Annotated in this window: 20 protein-coding genes and 1 tRNA gene; 12 read left to right on the top strand and 9 right to left on the bottom strand. The window is 70.9% G+C overall.

What is annotated here, in order from left to right:
* Positions 1 to 107: 107 nt before the first annotated feature.
* The 4 genes from IE269_RS32615 to IE269_RS32630 all read left to right on the top strand — a co-directional run bounded on the left by IE269_RS32615 (position 108) and on the right by IE269_RS32630 (position 5136).
* Positions 108 to 1379 (top strand): aspartate kinase, encoded by a 1272-nt coding sequence (locus tag IE269_RS32615; RefSeq protein WP_189826853.1) that lies wholly within the window; start codon positions 108 to 110, stop codon positions 1377 to 1379.
* A complete protein-coding gene (locus tag IE269_RS32620) occupies positions 1376 to 2437 on the top strand; it encodes an aspartate-semialdehyde dehydrogenase (protein WP_189826854.1) in 1062 nt (353 codons plus the stop codon). The genes IE269_RS32615 and IE269_RS32620 overlap by 4 nt, the downstream gene beginning before the upstream one ends.
* 501 nt (positions 2438 to 2938) lie before the next feature.
* The gene (locus IE269_RS32625; protein WP_438817652.1) at positions 2939 to 3682 is read left to right on the top strand and encodes a SigE family RNA polymerase sigma factor; all 744 of its coding nucleotides are present in this window, start codon (positions 2939 to 2941) and stop codon (positions 3680 to 3682) included.
* Positions 3679 to 5136 (top strand): hypothetical protein, encoded by a 1458-nt coding sequence (locus IE269_RS32630; RefSeq protein WP_189826856.1) that lies wholly within the window; start codon positions 3679 to 3681, stop codon positions 5134 to 5136. The genes IE269_RS32625 and IE269_RS32630 overlap by 4 nt, the downstream gene beginning before the upstream one ends.
* Here the strand turns inward: IE269_RS32630 and IE269_RS32635 are convergent.
* Positions 5106 to 5909, bottom strand: coding sequence for an SURF1 family protein (locus IE269_RS32635; protein WP_189826857.1), 804 nt, complete (start codon positions 5907 to 5909; stop codon positions 5106 to 5108). The two genes, IE269_RS32630 and IE269_RS32635, sit on opposite strands and share 31 nt — an antisense overlap.
* Positions 5910 to 5965: 56 nt before the next feature.
* Positions 5966 to 7774 (bottom strand): S9 family peptidase, encoded by a 1809-nt coding sequence (locus IE269_RS32640; protein ID WP_189826858.1) that lies wholly within the window; start codon positions 7772 to 7774, stop codon positions 5966 to 5968.
* An 83-nt stretch (positions 7775 to 7857) separates the two neighbouring features.
* Between IE269_RS32640 and IE269_RS32645 the strand changes: the two genes are divergently transcribed.
* Positions 7858 to 8256 carry a nuclear transport factor 2 family protein gene (locus IE269_RS32645; protein ID WP_189826859.1) on the top strand — a complete coding sequence of 133 codons (399 nt, stop codon included), beginning with the start codon at positions 7858 to 7860 and terminating at the stop codon, positions 8254 to 8256.
* Here IE269_RS32645 and IE269_RS32650 read toward each other — a convergent pair.
* A complete protein-coding gene (locus IE269_RS32650; RefSeq protein WP_189826860.1) occupies positions 8250 to 8579 on the bottom strand; it encodes a DUF6191 domain-containing protein in 330 nt (109 codons plus the stop codon). The genes IE269_RS32645 and IE269_RS32650 overlap by 7 nt on opposite strands.
* A 317-nt stretch (positions 8580 to 8896) precedes the next feature.
* On the opposite strand from IE269_RS32650, the gene IE269_RS32655 reads away from it, so the two are divergent.
* Positions 8897 to 9859 (top strand): hypothetical protein, encoded by a 963-nt coding sequence (locus IE269_RS32655; protein WP_189826861.1) that lies wholly within the window; start codon positions 8897 to 8899, stop codon positions 9857 to 9859.
* Positions 9860 to 9999: 140 nt separating this feature from the next.
* Here the strand turns inward: IE269_RS32655 and IE269_RS32660 are convergent.
* The 3 genes from IE269_RS32660 to IE269_RS32670 all read right to left on the bottom strand — a co-directional run bounded on the left by IE269_RS32660 (position 10000) and on the right by IE269_RS32670 (position 11901).
* Positions 10000 to 10073 (bottom strand) — tRNA-Pro (locus tag IE269_RS32660).
* Positions 10074 to 10103: 30 nt separating this feature from the next.
* Positions 10104 to 10832: a Pr6Pr family membrane protein gene (locus IE269_RS32665; RefSeq protein WP_189826862.1), complete on the bottom strand. Its 729-nt coding sequence runs from the start codon at positions 10830 to 10832 to the stop codon at positions 10104 to 10106.
* A 139-nt stretch (positions 10833 to 10971) separates the two neighbouring features.
* Positions 10972 to 11901 carry a metallophosphoesterase gene (locus IE269_RS32670; protein ID WP_189826863.1) on the bottom strand — a complete coding sequence of 310 codons (930 nt, stop codon included), beginning with the start codon at positions 11899 to 11901 and terminating at the stop codon, positions 10972 to 10974.
* Positions 11902 to 11990: 89 nt separating this feature from the next.
* Here IE269_RS32670 and IE269_RS32675 point away from each other — a divergent pair, with 89 nt between their 5' ends.
* Complete coding sequence (locus tag IE269_RS32675; protein WP_189826864.1) at positions 11991 to 12467, top strand: GatB/YqeY domain-containing protein; 477 nt, start codon at positions 11991 to 11993, stop codon at positions 12465 to 12467.
* 332 nt (positions 12468 to 12799) lie between these two features.
* Here IE269_RS32675 and IE269_RS32680 read toward each other — a convergent pair whose 3' ends face one another.
* The gene (locus tag IE269_RS32680; protein ID WP_189826865.1) at positions 12800 to 15097 is read right to left on the bottom strand and encodes a transglycosylase domain-containing protein; all 2298 of its coding nucleotides are present in this window, start codon (positions 15095 to 15097) and stop codon (positions 12800 to 12802) included.
* A 497-nt stretch (positions 15098 to 15594) separates the two neighbouring features.
* Here IE269_RS32680 and IE269_RS32685 point away from each other — a divergent pair, with 497 nt between their 5' ends.
* Positions 15595 to 15942 carry a WhiB family transcriptional regulator gene (locus tag IE269_RS32685; protein ID WP_189826866.1) on the top strand — a complete coding sequence of 116 codons (348 nt, stop codon included), beginning with the start codon at positions 15595 to 15597 and terminating at the stop codon, positions 15940 to 15942.
* 244 nt (positions 15943 to 16186) lie between these two features.
* Here IE269_RS32685 and bagB read toward each other — a convergent pair whose 3' ends face one another.
* Complete coding sequence (gene bagB / locus IE269_RS32690) at positions 16187 to 17554, bottom strand: ATPase BagB (RefSeq protein WP_189826867.1); 1368 nt, start codon at positions 17552 to 17554, stop codon at positions 16187 to 16189.
* On the bottom strand, positions 17551 to 18549 hold the full coding sequence (gene bagA, locus IE269_RS32695) for an ATPase BagA (RefSeq protein WP_189826868.1): 999 nt from the start codon (positions 18547 to 18549) through the stop codon (positions 17551 to 17553). Before bagA ends, bagB begins: the two co-directional genes overlap by 4 nt.
* Positions 18550 to 18664: 115 nt before the next feature.
* Here bagA and IE269_RS32700 point away from each other — a divergent pair, with 115 nt between their 5' ends.
* The 4 genes from IE269_RS32700 (at position 18665) to IE269_RS32715 (ending at position 21137) form a co-directional block, all read left to right on the top strand.
* Positions 18665 to 18829 (top strand): Sp36 family protein, encoded by a 165-nt coding sequence (locus IE269_RS32700; protein WP_189826869.1) that lies wholly within the window; start codon positions 18665 to 18667, stop codon positions 18827 to 18829.
* Entirely contained in the window at positions 18826 to 19293 is a 468-nt protein-coding gene (locus tag IE269_RS32705) for a RidA family protein (RefSeq protein WP_189826870.1), read from the top strand. The genes IE269_RS32700 and IE269_RS32705 overlap by 4 nt, the downstream gene beginning before the upstream one ends.
* Positions 19294 to 19401: 108 nt before the next feature.
* A complete protein-coding gene (locus IE269_RS32710) occupies positions 19402 to 20310 on the top strand; it encodes an NUDIX hydrolase (RefSeq protein ID WP_189826871.1) in 909 nt (302 codons plus the stop codon).
* Positions 20307 to 21137, top strand: a complete 831-nt coding sequence (locus IE269_RS32715; RefSeq protein WP_189826872.1) for an MBL fold metallo-hydrolase — start codon at positions 20307 to 20309, stop codon at positions 21135 to 21137. The genes IE269_RS32710 and IE269_RS32715 overlap by 4 nt, the downstream gene beginning before the upstream one ends.
* Positions 21138 to 21163: the final 26 nt, after the last annotated feature.

The raw sequence follows: 21163 nt of genomic DNA on the forward strand, positions 1-21163 counted from the left end.
GAGCGAGACGTCTCACCATGCGATACCCCCCTGGCGTGAGAGGCCCGCTCGTTAAACTGACCCGAGCGCAGTAATGAACTGCCGCAATGGACTAACGAGGAGCGCACGTGGGCCTTGTCGTGCAGAAGTACGGAGGCTCCTCCGTCGCCGATGCCGAAGGCATCAAGCGTGTCGCCAAGCGAGTCGTCGATGCCAAGAAGGCCGGCCATCAGGTCGTCGTCGTGGTGTCCGCGATGGGCGACACCACGGATGAGCTGATCGACCTCGCCGGGCAGGTATCTCCGATCCCTGCCGGGCGCGAATTCGACATGCTGCTGACCGCAGGAGAGCGGATCTCCATGGCCCTGCTGGCCATGGCGATCAAAAACCTGGGCCACGAGGCCCAGTCCTTCACGGGCAGCCAGGCCGGAGTCATCACCGACTCGGTCCACAACAAAGCGCGGATCATCGACGTCACCCCGGGCCGCATCCGGACCTCGATCGACGAGGGCAACATCGCCATCGTCGCCGGGTTCCAGGGCGTCAGCCAGGAGGGGAAGAACATCACGACCCTCGGTCGCGGTGGTTCCGACACGACGGCCGTCGCGCTGGCCGCCGCCCTCGACGCCGAGGTCTGCGAGATCTACACGGACGTGGACGGCGTGTTCACCGCCGACCCCCGTGTGGTGAAGAAGGCGAAGAAGATCGAGTGGATCTCCTTCGAGGACATGCTGGAGCTGGCCGCGTCCGGCTCCAAGGTGCTGCTGCACCGGTGCGTGGAGTACGCACGCCGCTACAACATTCCGATCCACGTCCGCTCGTCCTTCTCCGGACTGCGCGGCACCTGGGTCAGCAACGAGCCGCAGGGAGACCAGCAGGTGGAGCAGGCCATCATCTCCGGAGTCGCCCACGACGTCTCCGAGGCGAAGATCACGGTCGTCGGCGTCCCGGACAAGCCGGGCGAGGCCGCGGCGATCTTCCGCGCCATCGCGGACGCCGAGATCAACATCGACATGGTCGTGCAGAACGTGTCCGCCGCCTCGACGGGGCTCACGGACATCTCCTTCACGCTGCCCAAGACCGAGGGCCGCAAGGCCACCGACGCGCTGGAGAAGGCGCGCTCGATCATCGGTTACGACTCGCTGCGCTACGACGACCAGATCGGCAAGATCTCCCTGGTCGGGGCCGGCATGAAGACGAACCCGGGCGTCACGGCGGGCTTCTTCGAGGCTCTGTCCGACGCGGGCGTGAACATCGAGCTGATCTCGACCTCCGAGATCCGCATCTCGGTGGTCACCCGCGCCGACGACGTCAACGAGGCCGTCCGCGCCGTGCACACCGCCTTCGGACTCGACACGGACTCCGACGAGGCCGTGGTCTACGGAGGCACCGGAAGGTGACGCAGAAGCCGACGCTCGCGGTCGTCGGGGCGACCGGGGCGGTCGGCCGGGTCATGCTCCAGATCCTGTCGCAGCACGCCGACGTCTGGGGCGAGATCCGACTCCTGGCCTCCCCGCACTCGGCCGGCGCCAAGCTGGCCGTGCGCGGGGAGGAGTCCGAGGTCCACGCACTCTCCGAGGAAGCTCTGGAGGGCGTGGACGTCGCGCTGTTCGACGTGCCCGACCAGGTGGCCGCCCAGTGGGCGCCCGTCGCCGTCGCCAAGGGCGCGGTGGTGGTGGACAATTCGGCCGCTTTCCGTCAGGAAGCGGATGTTCCGCTCGTGGTCCCCGAGGTCAATCCGCACTGTGTACGGGTGAGGCCGCGCAGCATCGTCGCCACCCCCAACTGCACCACCCTCTCGATGATCGTGGCGCTCGGCGCCCTGCACGCCGAGTTCGGCCTGACCGAGCTGGTGGTCTCCTCGTACCAGGCGGCCAGCGGGGCCGGACAGCGCGGCATCGACACCCTGCGCGCCCAGCTCTCGCTGCTCGCGGCCGAGCCGGACGCGGGCACCACCCCGGGCGGGGTGCGCCGTGCGGTCGGCGACGACCTGGGGCCCTTCCCGGCGCCGCTCGCGCTGAACGTCGTGCCCTGGGTCGGCGAACCGCAGGACGGCGGCTGGTCCTCCGAGGAGCTGAAGATCCGCGAGGAGTCCCGCAAGATCCTGGGCCTGCCCGACCTGCGGGTCACCGCCACCTGCGTACGCGTACCCGTCATCAGCACGCACTCCGCGTCCGTGCACGCCCGCTTCCAGTCCGAGGTGACCGTGGAGCGGGCCGAGGAGATCCTCGCCACCGCCCCCGGCGTGGTCCTCTTCGACGACCCTGCGGCCGGCGACTTCCCCACCCCCGCCGACGTGGTCGGCACCGACCCCACCTGGGTCGGCCGGGTGCGCCGCTCGATGGACGACCCGCAGGCCCTGGAACTCTTCGTCTGTGGCGACAATCTCCGCAAGGGATCTGCCCTGAATACGGTGCAGATCGCCGAATTGGTCGCTTCTGAATTCGCTCCGAGCTGACCGGAATTCTTTGTAGGATCTGTGAAAGCCCTGTGCATGTGTAACAGGTCCGGACCACAGAGGATGGACTGTCGGCAGGGCGTTGTCGTGCCGAGTTCCCGTCGTACGGGGGTGTCGTACGGGAAATCGTGCGGGGGTGCGGGCGGAACGGGGGAGTCCGGGGGGACCGGAGGGCCGGGGGAATTCGGGGGAATTGCCTACGGCCTTGTGGGAACCGGCAGTTGGGCCCCCGGCGTCTCTGTCGACGCCCTCGGACGAGGCCGCGGAAATATCGGGGTAAACCCGGCCAAAAGGGGAGGGGCGGTTGCGCATGGGACACGTCGATGCGGCGCACGGGGTGCGAGGTGCGGCGCACCTGTCGAGCACGCCGTCAAAGGCGGCGTCCCACGCGTACAACCCTGACGGGGAGAAGTGTGTCCAACAGGCGTGGCAGCAGAGGTTCTCGACATCACGGCGGTCTCGCTGCGCGGCGCGTCAGTGCGCCCGCGGCGCGCGTCCCGCATGCCCGGCGGCATGCCGGTGATCGCCCCCATGCCCGCGGCGCGTCCGGTGCGCCTGCCGGTCCAGCAGGCGCTCACGTCTGTCCCGCCGATGGTGGTGCCCGCCGCGGCGGAGTTCGCCGGACGCGTCCCGGACCGGCCCGCGACACCCACGGGGCCCGTACTCGTGGCCGCTGACGAGAGGACCCTCGCCGGGCGCACGGCCGAGGGCACGCAGAGCGCCGTGGCCTCCGGGGGCACGCAGGCCGCCGAAGGCACCACCGTCGACCACCTCACCGAGACCTACCGCGCGCACTACCGCTCGCTGCTGGGCCTCGCCGCGCTGCTCCTGGACGACCTGGCCTCCTGCGAGGACGTGGTCCAGGAGGCGTTCATCCGGGTCCACTCGGCGCGCGGCCGGGTCCGCGAGCCCGAGAAGACCCTCGCCTATCTGCGCCAGACGGTCGTCAACCTGTCCCGCTCGGCGCTGCGCCGCCGCATCCTGGGCCTGAAACTCCTCTCCAAGCCGATGCCGGACATGGCGAGCGCCGAGGAGGGCGCGTACGTCAGCCTGGAGCGGGACGCGCTGATCAAGGCGATGCGCGGCCTCCAGCGCCGCCAGCGCGAGGTGCTGAGCCTGCGCTACTTCGCCGACATGACGGAGGCGCAGGTCGCCGAGGTGCTCGGAATATCCCTGGGCTCGGTGAAGGCGTACGGTTCACGCGGGATCGCGGCGCTGCGCGTCGCGATGGAGGCGACCGCATGAGCGGGAGCGACCACGAGAGGTACGGGCCGGACGGGCCGCGCAACGACCGGACTGGAAAGAACAACGCTGTGAACGACGGGCGCGACGGGCGCGAGGAGCGCCACGGGCGGGAGAACCCGGCGAATCCCTTCGGGGGACCTGCTGGTGCCGGTTCTGGTGCCGGGCAGCCCCACCGGGGCGCCTCCTGGGGTTCCGACGGCGGTACGTACCCGGGCGCACCCGGCGGCGGCCCCTTCCCCGGCCCCCGCGCCCCGCAGGGACCCCACGGATCCCAGGGCCCGCACGGCTCCCAGGGCCCGCACGGCTCCCACGGCTCCCGGCAGGGCGGCGGCACCACCCTCCCCTTCCCGTCCCCCGCCGCGCAGGCCACCCCCGACCTCAGCCCCGACGAGCTGGCCGTCCGGCGCCTCATGCAGGGCGCCGTACAGGATCTGGAGCCCTCCGACGGCGCGCTGGACCACCTGCGCCGCGCGGTGCCGCTGCGGCGCACCCGCAGGCGGCAGGCGGTGGTCGGGGCGGCGGCAGCGGCGCTGCTGATAGGCACGGCGATCCCGGCCTTCCTGCACGTCTCCCGCTCCGGCAGCACCACCACCGCGAACTCCGCCAACGCGGGCCACTCCGAGAGCACCGAGGGCTCCGACGGGGGCACCTCCGGCACGGGCAGCGACGGCACCGGCCAGGGGCCGGCCGACCCGCAGGACAAGACGCCGGGCAAGACCACGGGCAAGGGCCCCGACGGCAAGACGGAGGCCCCCGTTCCGGGAGTGCCCGACACGGGTCAGGGCGACACCGACGGGGCCGACGCGCACCGTCCGGACGCGTACGAACAACCCAGCGACGAGCCCGAGAAGCCCGCCTGCGACGGCAGCCAGCTGGAGGTCGTGAAGGCGACCACGGGCGCCCCGGACTCGACGGGCAAGGTCTACGGGGCCTTCCGCATCGCCAACAAGTCCGGCGCGGAGTGCGCCGTTCCGGGCGAGGGCCGGATGAAGTTCCAGGCGATGGGCGCGGCCGACCAGAACCGCATCAAGGTCGTCGAGCACAAGCAGGGCGACCCGGCGGTGGGCCTGCCCGACCCGGCGAAGGAGGCGCGCAGCCTGGTGCTGCCGCCGGAAGCGGCGTACGAGGTGCAGTTCGCCTGGGTCCCGCAGGACACCTGTCCCAGCACGGGGGCCACCCCGAAGCCGACCCCCACGGGCGAGAACCCGGGCGCCGGCGGCACGGAAGGCGGCACTCCGGGCGGCGAACCGGGCGGCAAGGTCCCCGAGACGGGCCCCCAGGACGAGAAGTCGACCGGCACCACCACCCAGCTCCTCACCGGTGACGGCGACCCGGCGGACGGCAAGGTGGCGGTGACGCACACGCCGGAGGAGGGCGCACCGAGCGCCGCGACGACCATCCCCAACGCGTGCGCGGGCACGATCTACCGGACAGGCGTGCTGGACGCTCCCTGATCCGCGCTCTGCTCCTCCGAGGGAATCCCGAGCGCGAGGTCCCGGGCGGCCTCGACCTCGCGGCGCACCAGCCGGAACCACATGAAGAGCACGAATCCGGCGAACACGAACCACTCACCGGTGTAGCCGAGGTTCTGGAACGCCTTCAGATCCAGTCCACTGCCCTGCGGGGCCACGGCAGGCACGGCCTTCATGCCGCCCGTCTGCCCGGAACTCTGCGTGATCCAGGCGTCGTACACGTCGTACGGCACCAGATTCACGAGCGTCGCGGAACTGATCATCCCGACCTGCCCGCGCGGCAGCCCGCCGGCCGCATTGACCCCGTCGGTCTGCGCGTTCTCCGACGCCTGAAGCGCTCCGACGACGGTCACCCGCCCCTGCGGGGCGGCCGGCGGGGTGGCCCCCCCGGCCTCCCCGGCGACCCACCCCCGTACGACGGGAATGGCCTTCCCCGCCCCGGTCTTCAGCATCCCGAGGACGTAGTACCCGTCCCGGTCGTCGAGCCGGCGCCCGGGGACCAGGAACTGCTCCCCGTACGTGCCCTCGACCTCGGCCTGCTTGCCGGAGGTCTCCGTCGTCACCGGCAGCAGCGACGCCAGCGGTGCGGCAGCCTGCCGGGCGGGATCGGGGGCGGACTCGGCGCTGCGGTGCGAGTCGACCCGGTCCTCGAAGCGGCCGAGCTGCCAGGACCCCATGAAGATGCAGAAGGGGATGGCCAGCACGACGAACAGGTTGATCCCCCACCAGCGCGGGGTCAGCAGAAACCGGTACACGCCCTCAAAGGTACGTTCCCGTCCGGTCCCTCCCGCCGCCGCCCCCGCCCGAGCCCTCAGCCCAGGTGCCGCTTCACGAAGTCGATCTCCAGCCGCACCTGCTTGATCCGCTCCTCCACCACCAGCGACCCGTGCCCGGCCTCGTACCGGTACACCTCGTGGACCGCCCCGCGTGCCGCCAGCCGGTCCACGTAGTTCTCGACCTGCTGGATCGGGCATCGCGGGTCGTTCATCCCCGCCGAGATGTAGACGGGCACGCGCACCTCGTCGACGTACGTCAGCGGCGACGACGCCTCGAACCTCTCCGGCACCTCCTCGGGCGTCCCCCCGAACAGGGTCCGGTCGAGCGCCTTGAGCGCCTCCATCTCGTCCTCGTACGCCGTCACGTAGTCGGCGACGGGCACCGCCGCCACGCCCAGCGCCCAGGCCTCGGGCTGCGTCCCGACCCCGAGCAGCGTGAGGAACCCGCCCCACGACCCCCCGGACAGCACGATCCGCTCGGGATCCGCGAGCCCACTGCTGACGGCCCACTCCCGGACCGCCCCGATGTCCTCCAGCTCGATCAGCCCGACCCGGTGCTTGAGCGCGTCCGTCCACTCACGCCCGTACCCGGTGGACCCCCGGTAGTTCACCCGTACAACAGCGAACCCGTGATCCACCCAGGCCGCCGGCCCCGACGCGAACGCATCGCTGTCGTGCCACGTCGGCCCGCCGTGCACCTCGAAGATCGTCGGATACGGGCCGTCCCCGGCCCCCTCCGGCCGCTGCACCAGCGCGTGCACGCGCCCGCCGGGCCCGTCCACCCACACGGTCTCCACGGGCACGGACTTCGGCGCCTTCGCCCCCGGCGGATCCAGCACGACCCCGCCCGCCGTCGACCGTACGACCGGCGGCTCGGCGGCCGACGACCACATGTACTCGACCGACCCGTCCGGCCGCGCGGTGGCCCCGCTGACCGACCCGACCGGCGTCTCGACCTGCTTCAGCTCGCCACTGGCGATCTCGTACCGCCACAGCTCGCCCCGTGCCTCGTAGCTGTGCCCGATGACCAGCGCGGTCCCGTCCGGGTACCAGTCCGCGTCCACGTCGCCCGGCAGGTCGATCGCCAGCTCGGTCTCGGTCCCGGCGACGGGGTCCCAGATCATGGGCTCCCACCGCCCGCGCCGCTGATGCCCGACCAGCAGCCGGCTGTCCCCGTCCACGGGCGAGAACCCGAGCACGGCGAGCCCCAGCTCCTCCGTCCCGCCCTTCGAATCGTCCAGCTCCCCGACGACACCCCCATCACTCACCCGCACCACCCGCAACGACGAATGCATGGCATCCCCGTGCTCGGTGTGCTCGATGGCCAGCAGCGCGGAGTCATGGCTCAGATCCCCGACCCCGGCCGACTCCCGGTGCCGGTAGATCTCGACGGGCGCACCCTTTCCACCTCGTACGACATGAACGGTCGACCCCTCCTCATCGGTCGACCGCCCCACCACGACAGTCCCGTCCACCCCCAACGCCAGCCCGGCCGGATACGACGCCTCCAGCCCCTCCACGGCCAGCACGTCCGCCCCGCCCCCGAACGGCTGCCGCATCCAGACCCCGAACTCGTCCCCGTCCGTGTCGCTGAACCACCACACGGACTCCCCGTCCGGCGTCAGCACCCCGTCCGTGGTCCCGTTCGCCCGATCGGTGACCTGCCGCTGCTCCCCGCTCTCACGGTCCCAGGCATACAGCTCGTACGTCCCCGTCGCGTTCGACACGAACAACGCCCGCTCAGGAGCCTCCTCGGCCCAGTCGGGCAACGAAACCCGCGCCGCCCGAAACCGCTGCTCCCACAGGGGAACGTCCGTCACCGTGGTCTTCTCGTCGCTGCTCATCCCCCCATCAAACAGGACCACCCCCCACCCTCAAACGGAATCGTCCCCCCTCATTTGTCAGACCCGCCCCCCACACTCCCCTCATGACGGAAAACCTCTCTCCCACGCCGCCCCTCCCCACCCTGATCGCCACCTACTGGAAGGCGGTGAACGACCACGACTGGGACCTCTTCGACACGACCCTGGCGGACGACGTCGTCTACGACCTCCCCCAGACCCGCGAACGCATCCGCGGCAAGGAGGCCTACTCCCGCTTCAACCGCGAATACCCGGGCGCCTGGCAGACCCGCGTCCTGCGCACGGTCGTCGAATCCCCCCAGGCCGCCACCTGGACCCACACCACCTCCGGCCTGACGGAACTGCACGCCCAGACCTTCTTCACCACCGACCCGCGCACGGGCCTGATCACCGAGATCACCGAATTCTGGCCCGAACCCTACGAACCCCCGACGGGCCGCGAACACCTGGTGGAGCGCTACTGACGGCCGCCCGTCCCCCGGGGCAGCCGCACCACCGCGGTCCCGCCCCGCAGATCCACACTGGTCCGATGCGGCGGCGCCCCGTCCTCCTCGTCGTCCCGCATGACGAGCGAACTCTGCCGCTCCTTCAGCTCGTTCTGCTTCCCCGGCGAGAAACTGGCGTGCAACTGCTCGAACCCCGTCGCCGACACCTGCCCCCGAGTCCCCCGCCCCCGCCAGGGCAGCACCCCGGCCCGCCCCATCCTGAGCAACATCTGATCCACGAACGCCACCACGGTCAACGCGATGACCAACCCCGGCAAAGTGAGCAACACGGCAAACCCCATACCCCCAGCATCCCGCGCCACCGTCACGCAAACCAGTCGAACGGAGTCGCTTTCCCACCATGCGGAAACCCACGGTTGTCACCGTCGTAGCCCTTGCTCTCGGCCTGGTCGGCTGCACACAGGAGAAGGGTGGTGCTTCCCCGTCTGCCCGAGGAAGCACCACCGCTCCCGGCACGCAGCCAAGCGCCACGGCCACCTCGAAGGCCCAACCAGCCTTATCGGGGGCCCAGTTCGACAAGCGCATGACCGTTACGGGAGTTGCACCCGGCGGCCACCACCGCAGTGTTCTGGACGTTACCGCCGACGGTGCGCTTGTCGTGGCCGAGAACCCCGCCCCCGCCATGGAAGGGGACCAGGTGAGGATCGGTCAGAGCAGGGTCGGCCTGCAGAGCGCGTCGGGCTTCCGGGCCTTCCCCCGGCCGACGGAGCCGTGCGGCAACCGCCCCCGGCAGGCAGACCAGGCCGACGCGCGCAGCGGCTCGGTGGCGTGGAACGAGACGTCCAGCACCAATCTGTACGAGTCCGACTGGTGCGTCTTCTTCTACGACCCGACCGCGAACACGACGCGGTTGCTGGGGAGTTCTGCGTCTGTGGGTGCGAAGCTTCCTCCGCCCCCCGGGCAGACCGTACCGACGATGGGCCGGAGCGACGTCTTCTGGGCGACCACTCATCCGACGCGGGACGAGCGCAAGTTCGGGGTCAAGATCGTGTCGCGGCCGAAGTCCGGTGAAGGGAAGGTCGCGGACGCGGTAACGAAGGCGAAGCTGCCCAAGGCGGACGGGGGCACCCTCTACTACGTCCGCTCCGAGGACGTGGCCCCGGGCTTCCCCAAGAACCGCTACGAGATCCGCAAGATCGACGAGACCGGACACGATGCACTCGTGACCGCCGGCTCACTGACCACCGACCAACAGGTTTCCGTCCTCGCGGTGAGCGGCCCCCGCATCACCTGGGTGGTGTCCAACCCTCACCAGGAACGGGCGAAGCTGTACTCCCTCGCCCAACCCGGCGGCAAGACGATCTCCTTCGGCCTGTCTCACCCCGGGGCCCCGACGATGGCACTCTCCGTCACCCCGAAGCTCATCGCTTGGGGCAGCGGGACCTCGGCGGGGGACGGCGGCGAGTACGTATTCGACATCGCCAAGCAGAAGCTGTGGAGGGTCGATTCCCAAGAGGGATACAGCGCCGTGTACGCCAAGGGCGACTTCATCGCCTGGTCGAAGATCCCTGCTGCGCACCCCGAGGGGGCGGTGTCCTTCCATACGGCGCGATGGAAGTAGGGGCAGGGGGCAGGCGGTGCCGAGCCGACGCACGCGTATGGCCCCCGCCCACTCCCCACTCACTCCCGAGCACCCGCCCAACGCAAATCAGGCCTGGTCTTCCCAGAAGGAAGACCAGGCCTGACCTGGTGTTACGGCTGTCGGGGTGGCGGGATTTGAACCCACGACCTCTTCGTCCCGAACGAAGCGCGCTGCCAAGCTGCGCTACACCCCGATGTCCACCGCGTTGCCGTGGCGACATCGATTACTTTAGCCCACCCGCGCGCTCAGGCGAAATCCGGTTTTCGCGGCGGCGCAGGTCGGGGCGTACGCGGTCCAGGGCGACCAGGGCGAGGGCCAGCGCGTAGAAGGCGAGGCCCAGGACCAGGGCGGTCACGGCGGTGCTCGCGTAGCCGTGGGCGGCGACGTCCAGGAAGGGGTACGGGTAGCGGGCCTCGGCGGTGGAGGAGAGGAGGGCGCCGCGGATCAAGGCGAAGGCGAAGTAGGCGGCGGGGTAGAGGAGCCACTGGGCGGCGTACCGGAAGAGGAGGCCGCCGGGGGCGGTGAGGAGGAGCCAGTCCAGGGCCGCGCCGAGGGGGGTGACGGTGTGCAGGAGCTGGTTGGAGAGGGCGCGGGGGCCGGTGAGGGCGTCGCCGGTCATGGAGAAGCCGCTGGAGTCGTTGGCCAGGATCAGGTGGTAGACGAGGCCGGTGATGGCGATGAAGAGGAACGCGCCGCCGGTGAGGCGCGGGGAGAGCGGTGGCCGGCCGGTCCAGGCGCGGTGGGCGGACCAGCCGAGGACCACGGCGAGCAGGGCGTTCGACTGGATCGTGAAGTAGATCGGGACCCGGAGCGGGTCGCCGACGACCATGTCGATCACGATGCCGGTGACGGCGGCCGCGCAGAGCAGGGCGCGGAAGACGGCTGCGTACGGGCGACGGCGGGGCGGCACGACCGCTGCGGCGGGTACACCCGGGGAGGTCGGGGCGATCATGGCTCCCACGGTAGGGTAGTTCGTCCGGGTTTGGGCGGGTGGGGTGCCATCCCGGCTGGGGAGGGGGCTTCTCCGGCCGGGGAGAGGCGCGGGCCCGGGCCTCGTGTGTGGGGAGGCCCGGACCGTACGACTGGGGCTGTCAGGCCTTCGGTGTCAGCGTCAGCAGGGTCGCCTCCGGGGGGCACGCGAAGCGGACCGGGGTGTAGCGGTTGGCGCCGCAGCCCGCCGAGACGTGCAGGTGGGAGCGATGGCCGCCGGAGGTGTGGGTGGAGAGGCCCTTCACGCGGCCGGTGTCCAGGTCGCAGTTGGTGACCAGGGCGCCGTAGAAGGGGATGCAGACCTGGCCGCCGTGCGTGTGGCCGGCCAGGATCAGCGGGTAGCCGTCGGCGGTGAAGGCGTCGAGGGCGCGGAGGTACGGGGCGTGGACGACGGCGAGGGTGAAGTCGGCGGAGGCGGAGGGGCCGCCCGCGACCTCGGCGTACCGGTCGCGCTTGATGTGGGGGTCGTCCAGACCGGTGAAGGCCAGGTCGAAGCCGTCGCGGAGCTTGAGGTTGCCGCGGGTGTTGGTGAGGTTGAGCCAGCCCGCGGCGTCGAAGCCGTCGCGGAGGTCTTCCCACGGGTTGTGGACGGCGCCGACCACGGGTGGGTTGCCGTTCAGGCCGTGCTTGCCCTGGACCTTTTCGAGGAGGTAGCGGGCGGGGTTGCGCGGCTTGGGGCCGTAGTAGTCGTTGGAGCCGAAGACGTACGCGCCCGGGAACTGCATCAGCGGGCCGAGCGCGTCCAGCACCTCCGGCACGCCCTCCGGGTCGGAGAGGTTGTCGCCCGTGTTGACGACGAGGTCGGGGCGCAGCCCGGCCAGCGACTGGAGCCAGCGCTGCTTCTTGCGCTGGCCGCTCACCATGTGGATGTCCGAGACCTGGAGCACGCGCAGAGGCCTGGCGCCCGGCGGGAGGACGGGGACGCTCACGCGTCGGAGTCTGAAGGAGCGGGCCTCGAAACCGGCCGCGTAGGCGAGTCCGGCCGCGCCAACGGCCGTGATTCCCAGGGGTACTCCGTAACGTGCGCGCATGTCCCCCATCGTTGCAGATGGGGGAGGGGGCGGGCGCCGCGGCGGAAATCGGCGGGCGGCGGACCCGTACGACCTGCCACACTTGCGTCATGACCACGCTCAAGTCCCAGCTCAAGTCGCAGTTGAAGGAAGACCTCACCGCCGCCATCCGGGCGCGCGACGAGCTCCGCTCCTCCACGCTCCGGCTCACCCTCGCCGCCGTGCAGGTCGAGGAGGTGTCGGGCAAGGAGGCCCGCGAGCTCTCCGACGCCGAGGTCGAGAAGGTGATCGCCAAGGAGGCGAAGAAGCGCCGCGAGGCCGCGGACGCCTTCGCCAAGGGCGGCCGCGCCGAGCAGGCCGAGCGGGAGAAGGCCGAGGGCGAGATCCTCGCGACGTACCTGCCGCAGCAGCTGAGCGACGACGAGCTGAAGGCGATCGTCGCCGAGGCCGTCGCCGAGGCGCAGGCGGCGGGGGCCGAGGGCCCGCGCGCCATGGGCGCCGTCATGAAGATCGTCAACCCGAAGGTCGCGGGCCGCGCCGAGGGCGGGCGTGTCGCGGCGACGGTGAAGGGGCTGCTGGCGGGCTGATCCGCGGCGGCGGGTGGATCCGGGCCGCCGGGTAGGTCCGGGTCGTCGGGTAGGTCCGGGTCGTCGCCGGGACGTGCCGGCGGGTAGGTCCGGGGCACCGGTCCGGGCCGGCGGAGGTGCCGGTCGCGCAGGCCGCCGGTCGGTGCCGGTCCGTACCCGTGGAGGTGCGGGTCGCGTGAGTCGCCGGTGCACGCCTGGAGATGTACGAGTGAGGGCGCCACCCCCGTCGGGGTGGCGCCCTCACTCGTTGTTCACGCGCTCGTCGCGGTCGTCGCGGTCGTCGCGGTCACCGGTCACCCGTCCAGACTCACGCGGTCACCGGTCGCTCCGGCTCACGGCCCGTTCCCGCCGAAGATGTCGCCCCAGCCGCCGCCGTCGTTGTTGCCGTCGCCGTTGCCGTGGTCGCCGCCGTTCCCGTTTCCGTTCCCGCCGCCGTTCCCATTGCCGCCGCCGTTGCCGTTCCCGTTCCCATTGCCGTCCCCGTTGCCGGGGGGCTTGTTGTCGCCGCCGGGACGGTTCTTGTCGCGGTCCTTGTTCTTGTCCTTGTCCTTGTCCTTCTCGGGCTCAGGGATGTGGACCGTCTTGAACTGCGGCGAGTCCTTGCCTTCGAGCGCCCCGGACATTGCGTCCCGCCAGATGGGCCCCGGGACCTGCCCGCCGAACACCTTGGCCTCGTAACGGCCGCCGATGGTGATGTTCTCCATCTTCACCTGCTGGGAGGGGCTGCCCACCCAGACGGCGCCCGAGAGGTTCGGGGTGTAGCCCACGAACCAGGCGTTCTTGCGGAAGTCGGTGGTACCGGTCTTGCCCGCGTTGTCACGGCCGTTCTGGAGTCCGGCCTGCCTACCCGTACCGGAGTCGACCACTCCGCCCAGCAGCGTGTTGACGGTGTCCGCGGTCTGCTCGGCCATGGCCGCCGTGCACGAGGTCTTCGGCACCGGCAGCGACTTCTTGCCGGGGGCGGTGATCGACTCGATGGCGATCGGGGTGCAGTACGTGCCCCGGTTGGCGAAGGCCGCGTACGCACTGGCCATCCGCAGCGGCGAGATGCCTTCGGAGCCGAGGGTCAGCGCCGAGGGCTCCTCGGAGAGCTTCTTGCCGTGGCCCTGGACGAGGCCGAGCTTCTCGGTCATCTTGGCCACCGGGCACATCCCGATGTCTTCGAGCATCTGAACGAAGTACGTGTTGACGGACATGTTCATCGCTTCACTGAGCGGATACGGGCCCTTCTCCTTCTCGTTCTCGTTCTCCAGCTTCTGCTTCATGCCGACGTTCACCCACGGCTTGCCGCTGCACGTCTCGATCCGGGCCGGGTACGGCATCTGGTACGGGGAGGAGTAGACCTGCGTCGGCGGCCTGCCCTCCTCCAGCGCGGCCGCGGTCAGGAACGGCTTGAAGGTCGAGCCGGTCGGGAAGCCGAAGTTCGAGCCGCCCATGTTCTTGTCGACCGAGTAGTTGATCTGGGTCTCGTTGTTCCCGAAGCCGTACGGCTTGGACTGGCCCATCGCGAGGACCTTGCCGGTGCCGGGCTCCACCAGGGTCACGGCCGTGGCGACCTTGTCGCTCTTGTAGACGTGGTCCTTGATGGAGGCCTGCGTCGACTGCTGCGCCTTCGGGTCCAGGGTCGTGCGTACGGTCAGACCGCCCTGGTTCCAGACCTTGGCCCGGTCCTCCTTGGTCTTGCCGAAGACCGGGTCGTTGAGGAAGATCTCGCGGACGTAGTCGCAGAAGAACCCGGCGCCGCTGACGGCGGTGATGCAGCCGTTCTTCGGCTTGCTGACCTTCAGCTTCAGCGGGGCGGCCTTGGCGCGCTCGGCCTCGGCGGGCGAGATCTCGCGGATGTCGGCCATGCGCGTCAGCACGATGTTGCGGCGCTTGGTGGCCTCGGCGGAGTCGTTGACCGGGTCGTACCGGGTCGGCGACTGGACCAGGCCGGCCAGCAGCGCGGCCTCCTCCAGCTTCAGGTCCTTGGCGTGCTTGCTGAAGTACCGCTGGGACGCGGCCTCGACCCCGTACGCCTGCTGCCCGAAGAAGGTGATGTTGAGGTAGTTCTCCAGGATCTTGTGCTTGCCGAGTTCCTTCTCGACCTGGATCGCGTACTTCAGCTCGCGGATCTTGCGCCCGAGGGTCTGCTGCGTGGCCTCGGCGACCTTGTCGGGGTCGTCGCCCGCCTCCTCGACGAACACGTTCTTCACGTACTGCTGCGTCAGCGTCGAGGCGCCCTGCGCGGTGCCGCCCGCCTGCACGTTGCGGTTGAGGGCACGCAGGATGCCCTTCATGTCGACCGCGCCGTGCTCGTAGTAGCGGTTGTCCTCGATCGCGACGATCGCCTTCTGCATGTACGGCGAGATGTCCTTGAGGTCCACCACCGTGCGGTCGCGGGAGAACACCGTGGCGATCTTGCCGCCCTGGCTGTCCAGGATCGTGGTGCGCTGGCTCAGCGGCGGGCGCTTGAGGTTCGCCGGGATGGTGTCGAATCCCTCGACCGTCCCCTTGGCCGCGAGACCGAGCGCGCCGGCCGCGGGCAGGGCGATGCCGGCCAGGACGGCTCCGGAGAGCACGCTGACACCGAGGAACTTGGCGGCCTGCTGGGTCCGCGTGAGACCCCCGCCCGAACGCGTTTTTGCCATGGGGCGAAGCCTAATCCGTAGAGTGGGACGTTCCGTAGGAGCAGGTGCTTCTCGGGATGTTCGAGTACCAGGTTGTGACATCCGGGCGAAGCCGGGCCGGTCGGACGGCCCGCGTGAGAAACCTGGGACGGCTACGTTCCCATTCGCCGGACACACGTCAAGGCTCTGGCCTAAGCTGCTCTCAGCTGTCACACCAGTACGGTTCCGTCTCACGTCGGCGGGGCCGGACCGAGTGGTCCCCCGCTCGTCCCCACGGTCGGTCCCGAGCCCCCCTCGGTCCCACTGAACTGTCCCGTTTCTCCGGGTAGATGACGCATGTCCCCAGCTCACTCCCCTGGGTGATCTGCCGCATACGCATAGTCCGTTCGGGCCATTCAAGATTGGGCCCGAAGGGGGTGTTGCGCTGTGCCCACCTTCCGTAACGTCCTCAACTGGCAGCGGTGAATATGCCGCTGCCGCCGTGGGGGAGCCTCGATTCGGGAGAGGACGGCGCCGGGATGGGCTGGGTAACCGACTGGAGTGCGCAGGCAGCCTGCCGCACTACCGATCCGGATGAACTGTTCGTACAAGGAGCGGCGCAGAACCGGGCGAAGGCGGTGTGCACCGGATGTCCGGTGCGGACCGAGTGCCTGGCGGACGCGCTGGACAACCGCGTCGAATTCGGCGTGTGGGGTGGCATGACGGAGCGGGAACGCCGTGCGCTGCTGCGCAGGCGTCCGACGGTCACCTCGTGGCGCAGGCTCTTGGAGACGGCGCGCACGGAGTACGAGCGCAGTGCGGGAATCCTGCCCGCGGTGCTCGAGGACACCGAGGTTTACGAGGAGACGTACGCCGCGGTGGGCTAGGCCGATCGTGGCGGGACTGGGCCGATCGTGGCAGCCCAGGCCGGACGTGGCGGGACCGAGGGTGACGACGTGCAGGGCGACGGGTGCGGACGGGGATGTCCGGACCGGCCGCCGGTCGCTCACCGACGGGCAATGCCGACGGACGGCCCGTGGCTCACCGACGGCTCGCGGCTCACGGAGGCCCCGTGGTTCACGGACGACTCGTGGTCCGCGCAAGGCCCATGGCCCACGGACGACTCGTGGTTCACCGGTGGCTCAGGCGCTCACCGATGTCCCGCAGGCCGGCCAGGTCGTGCACGTCTCCGGGCAGGGCGGCGACTTCGGTCACTGCCACCTCGGGGTGGAGTGCGGTGAAGCGGTCGCGCGTTCGCTGTTCACGCGCGAGGACCTGCATGCGTTCGGCATGCAGCCGCAGCAGACCTGCGGTCAACTGCGCGACGTCGTCGGCGACTTCACCGTCGCCCTCGGCATGCGTGTCTTCGGGCTGCGTGCCTTCGGACTGCGTGTCCTCGGTACGGGTGTCCTCCGCGCCGCCGCGTGCGGTGGTGCGGGGTGTCTCGGGAGATGCGGCCGTGGAGGAGCCACGAGGACCAGCATTCCCGTCCCCCTGATCCACAATGCCGCGCTGTCCAAGATTTTCCGCGGCGGCCAGCGCCCGCTCGGCGGACAGCTGGGGGGCGCCGCTGCCGTGCACCCGGTTGAGTACGAGACCGGCCAGCGGCATCTCCTCGGCGGCCAGGCGCTCCACGAAGTACGCCGCCTCGCGCAGCGCGTCCCGCTCCGGGGCGGCGACCACCAGGAACGCCGTCCCGGGCGCCTGGAGCAGCCGGTACGTGGCGTCCGCGCGCGTGCGGAACCCGCCGAACATCGTGTCCATCGCCGCCACGAACGTCTGCACGTCGCGCAGGAGTTGACCGCCCATCAGCTTGCTGAGCGTGCCCGTCATCATCGACATGCCGACGTTGAGGAACTTCATCCCGGCCCGGCCGCCCACCTTCGCCGGCGCCATCAGCACCCGGATGAACTTCCCGTCCAGGAACGACCCCAGCCGCTTGGGCGCGTCCAGGAAGTCCAGCGCGGACCGGCTCGGCGGGGTGTCCACGACGATCAGGTCCCACTCGTCCCGCGCGCGGAGCTGCCCCAGCTTCTCCATCGCCATGTACTCCTGCGTACCGGCGAACCCGGCCGACAGGGACTGGTAGAAGGGGTTCTCCAGGATCGCGCGGGCCCGGTCCGGGGCGGCGTTCGCCTCGACGACCTCGTCGAAGGTGCGCTTCATGTCGAGCATCATGGCGTGCAGCTCGCCGCCCGCACCCTCGTCGATGCCCTTCACCCGGCGCGGCACGTTGTCCAGGGAGTCGATGCCCATCGACTGGGCGAGCCTGCGCGCCGGGTCGATGGTCAGCACCACCGCCCGCCGCCCCCGCTCCGCCGCCCGCACGCCCAGGGCCGCCGCGGTGGTCGTCTTCCCGACGCCTCCGGAGCCGCAGCACACGATGATGCGGGTCGCCGGGTCGTCCAGCAGCGGATCGACGTCCAGCACCGGCACCGTGTCCAGTACCGGCACCGTGTCCAGCCCCGTCTCCCGCGCCCGGCGTTCCTGCGAGCTCATGCCGCTCCCTGTGCCCGGTCCGCCCCGAGGTGGGTGCGGAGTGCCGCCGCCAGCCGGTAGAGCCCGGCCAGGTCCAACCCCTCGCCCAGCATGGGCAGTTCGTACGTATCCAGGCCGATCCCGGCGAGCGCCTCCCGCTGCTCCCGCTCCAGCTCGACCCGCTGCGCGTGCTCCGCCGCCTGCTCCAGGAGCGGGTCCACCAGGCGCTCGGCGTGCCCGCCGCGCCGGGCGCCGCCCAGACCCGCCGCGGACAGCGCCTGTGCGACCGCCGTCCGCCGCTCGCCCGCCGCCGCCCGCAGCGCCTCCTCGTCCAGCAGCTGCGGCCGGACCATGTTCACCAGCACCTTGCCCACGGGCAGCTCGGCGGCCCGCAGCTCGGCGACCCCGTCGGCGGTCTCCTGGACCGGCATCTCCTCCAGCAGCGTCACGAAGTGCACCGCTGTCTCAGGGGACTTGAGGACCCGCATCACGGCCTGCGCCTGGTTGTGTATCGGCCCGAACTTCGCGAGCCCGGCGACCTCGTCGTTCACATTGAGGAACTTGGTGATGCGCCCGGTGGGCGGCGCGTCCATCACCACGTAGTCGTAGACGTACGCGCCCTTCTTGTCCCGGCGCCGGACGGCCTCGCAGGCCTTGCCGGTCAGCAGGACGTCCCGCAGTCCCGGCGCGATGGTCGTCGCGAAGTCGATCGCGCCGAGCTTCTTCAGCGCCCGCCCGGCGCTCCCCAGCTTGTAGAACATCTGGAGGTAGTCCAGCAGCGCGCGTTCGGCGTCGATCGCGAGGGCGTACACCTCCCCGCCGCCCGACGCGACGGCGATCTTGCGTTCCTCGTACGGAAGGGCTTCCGTCTCGAAGAGCTGCGCGATGCCCTGCCTGCCCTCCACCTCCACCAGAAGGGTGCGTTTGCCCTCGGTGGCGAGGGCGAGCGCGAGTGCCGCGGCGACCGTGGTCTTGCCGGTACCGCCCTTGCCACTGACGACCTGGAGCCTGCTCACGCCTTCGAGCCTAACCAGTCGTCCCGCGGGCCAATCAGGAGGCCGCCCATCCCGTACGTTCCGACGGGGCTTCCCGTGCGTTCCCCCGCACTTTCCACCGGCTAGAGTCGGCCGCATGAGTACAAAGTGGGAGTACGCGACTGTCCCCCTCCTCGTCCACGCGACGAAGCAGATCCTGGACACCTGGGGCGAGGACGGCTGGGAGCTCGTCCAGGTCGTGCCGGGTCCGAACAACCCCGAGCAGTTGGTGGCCTACCTCAAGCGGGAGAAGACCGCATGAGCGCGGTCGAGGAGAAGATCGCCTCGCTCGGCCTGACCCTGCCCGAGGTCGTCCCGCCGCTCGCCGCGTACCAGCCGGCCGTGCAGTCCGGTGTGTACGTCTTCACCGCGGGCCAGCTCCCGATGGTGGACGGCGCCCTGCCGGTCACCGGCAAGGTCGGCGCGGAGGTCACCGCCGAGGAGGCCAAGGACCTGGCGCGGATCTGCGCGCTGAACGCCCTGGCGGCCGTGAAGTCCGTCGCCGGTGACCTGGACCGCATCGCGCGCGTCGTGAAGGTCGTCGGCTTCGTGGCCTCGGCCACCGACTTCACCGGCCAGCCCGGCGTCGTCAACGGTGCCAGCGAGCTGCTCGGCGAGGTCCTCGGCGACAAGGGCGTGCACGCCCGCAGCGCCGTCGGCGTCACCGTCCTGCCGCTGGACGCCCCGGTCGAGGTCGAGATCCAGGTGGAACTCACCGAGGCGTGACACCGGGGCCCGGTGCCCGGCGCGAGTCCGTGTGAACTCCCGGTCAAAGGTGAGTGCCGGCTACAACTGCCTCTCGAACATCGAGGCGGTTGGCCGTAGCATCCGGCCATGTCCAATGGTCAGTGGTACCCGCCCGAATGGCCCGACCGGATTCGCGCACTGGCGAGCGGCGAGCTCGTGCCCGCGACCCCCAAGCGGGCCGCGACCGTGCTGCTGCTGAGCGACGGTACCGCCTCCGACCAGGACGGACTCTCCGTCCACATGCTGCGCAGACGCGCCTCCATGGCTTTCGCCGGAGGCGCGTACGCGTATCCGGGCGGCGGCGTCGACCCCCGGGACGACGACTCGCTGGTGCGCTGGGCGGGTCCCGGCCTGGCGGAGTGGGCCGAGCGGCTGGGCCTCGCGGACGATCTGGGCGCGGCCCAGGCGGTGGTCTGCGCGGCCGTCCGCGAGACCTTCGAGGAGGCGGGCGTCCTCCTCGCCGGGCCCACCGAGGACACCGTGGTCGGCGACACCACGGGCGCCGACTGGGAGGCGGACCGGCAGGCCCTGGTGGCCCGGGAGCTGGGCTTCGCCGAGTTCCTCGACCGGCGCAAGCTGGTGCTGCGCTCGGACCTGCTGGGTGCGTGGGCGCGCTGGATCACCCCGGAGTTCGAGCCCCGGCGGTACGACACCTGGTTCTTCGTGGCCGCGCTGCCGGCCGGGCAGCGGACCCGCAACGCCTCCACGGAGGCGGACCGCACCGTGTGGATCTCCCCGACGGAGGCGGCCGCCGGGTACGACCGGGGCGAGCTGCTGATGATGCCGCCCACCATCTCCACGCTGCGCCGGCTCCAGCCGTACCGGACGGCTGCAGAGGTCCTGGCGGGCGCACCCGCCCAGGACATGACCCCCGTACTCGCGCAGGCCCGGCTCGTCGGCGGCGAGCTGGAGCTCAGCTGGCCGGGCCACGACGAGTTCACCAAGCACATCCCGGCCGCCTCCGGGCAGGCCGACCCGGCGGGAGGCAGCCGATGACGGACGCAGCGGCCCTTCCCGGGCAGCCGCGCGGCGGAGTCCTCTCCGGGCGGGCCACCGCCCGAGCGGTCAACGTGCTGGCCCCGAACCCTTCCGCGATGACCCTGGACGGCACGAACACGTGGATCGTGTCCGAGCCGGACTCCGACCTGGCCGTCGTCGTGGATCCGGGTCCCTTGGACGACGTACACCTGCGGGCGGTGATCGACACCGCGGAGAAGGCGGGCAAGCGGGTCGCGCTGACCCTGCTGACGCACGGGCACCCGGACCACGCGGAGGGCGCCGCGCGGTTCGCGGAGCTGACCCGGACCAAGGTGCGGGCGCTGGACCCGGCGCTGCGGCTCGGGGACGAGGGGCTGGGCGCCGGGGACGTGATCACCACCGGCGGAGTCGAGATGCGGGTGGTGCCCACGCCGGGGCACACCGCCGACTCCCTCTGCTTCCATCTGCCCGCCGATCAGGCCGTGTTGACGGGGGACACGGTCCTGGGGCGGGGCACCACCGTGGTGGCCCATCCGGACGGCCGGCTCGGGGACTACCTGGACTCGCTGCGGCGGCTGCGGTCGCTGACGGTGGACGACGGGGTGCGGCTCGTGCTGCCCGGGCACGGGCCCGTCCTGGACGACGCGCAGGGCGCGATCGAGTTCTACCTGGCGCACCGGGCGAGCAGGCTGGCGCAGGTGGAGACGGCGGTGGAGAACGGGCACGTGAGTGCGTCCGAGGTGGTGGCGCATGTCTACGCGGACGTGGACCGGTCGTTGTGGCCGGCGGCGGAACTCTCCGTGCGGGCGCAGTTGGCGTATCTGCGCGAGCACGGCCTGATCTGAGCCGAACCGGCGTTCCTTCCCTGTGC

Source organism: Streptomyces spiroverticillatus, from assembly GCA_014650415.1.
Lineage (GTDB): Bacteria > Actinomycetota > Actinomycetes > Streptomycetales > Streptomycetaceae > Streptomyces > Streptomyces spiroverticillatus.

Excerpts from the sequence above, each read along its gene's own strand:
- IE269_RS32700 (WP_189826869.1), top strand. The coding sequence starts at position 18,665 with ATGAGTACAAAGTGGGAGTACGCGACTGTCCCCCTCCTCGTCCACGCG.
- IE269_RS32665 (WP_189826862.1), bottom strand. The coding sequence starts at position 10,832 with ATGATCGCCCCGACCTCCCCGGGTGTACCCGCCGCAGCGGTCGTGCCG.
- IE269_RS32685 (WP_189826866.1), top strand. The coding sequence starts at position 15,595 with ATGGGCTGGGTAACCGACTGGAGTGCGCAGGCAGCCTGCCGCACTACC.
- IE269_RS32680 (WP_189826865.1), bottom strand. The coding sequence starts at position 15,097 with ATGGCAAAAACGCGTTCGGGCGGGGGTCTCACGCGGACCCAGCAGGCC.
- IE269_RS32715 (WP_189826872.1), top strand. The coding sequence starts at position 20,307 with ATGACGGACGCAGCGGCCCTTCCCGGGCAGCCGCGCGGCGGAGTCCTC.
- IE269_RS32675 (WP_189826864.1), top strand. The coding sequence starts at position 11,991 with ATGACCACGCTCAAGTCCCAGCTCAAGTCGCAGTTGAAGGAAGACCTC.
- IE269_RS32625 (WP_438817652.1), top strand. The coding sequence starts at position 2,939 with ATGCCCGGCGGCATGCCGGTGATCGCCCCCATGCCCGCGGCGCGTCCG.
- IE269_RS32640 (WP_189826858.1), bottom strand. The coding sequence starts at position 7,774 with ATGAGCAGCGACGAGAAGACCACGGTGACGGACGTTCCCCTGTGGGAG.
- IE269_RS32710 (WP_189826871.1), top strand. The coding sequence starts at position 19,402 with ATGTCCAATGGTCAGTGGTACCCGCCCGAATGGCCCGACCGGATTCGC.
- bagB (WP_189826867.1), bottom strand. The coding sequence starts at position 17,554 with ATGAGCTCGCAGGAACGCCGGGCGCGGGAGACGGGGCTGGACACGGTG.
- IE269_RS32670 (WP_189826863.1), bottom strand. The coding sequence starts at position 11,901 with ATGCGCGCACGTTACGGAGTACCCCTGGGAATCACGGCCGTTGGCGCG.
- IE269_RS32705 (WP_189826870.1), top strand. The coding sequence starts at position 18,826 with ATGAGCGCGGTCGAGGAGAAGATCGCCTCGCTCGGCCTGACCCTGCCC.
- IE269_RS32650 (WP_189826860.1), bottom strand. The coding sequence starts at position 8,579 with ATGGGGTTTGCCGTGTTGCTCACTTTGCCGGGGTTGGTCATCGCGTTG.
- IE269_RS32630 (WP_189826856.1), top strand. The coding sequence starts at position 3,679 with ATGAGCGGGAGCGACCACGAGAGGTACGGGCCGGACGGGCCGCGCAAC.
- IE269_RS32645 (WP_189826859.1), top strand. The coding sequence starts at position 7,858 with ATGACGGAAAACCTCTCTCCCACGCCGCCCCTCCCCACCCTGATCGCC.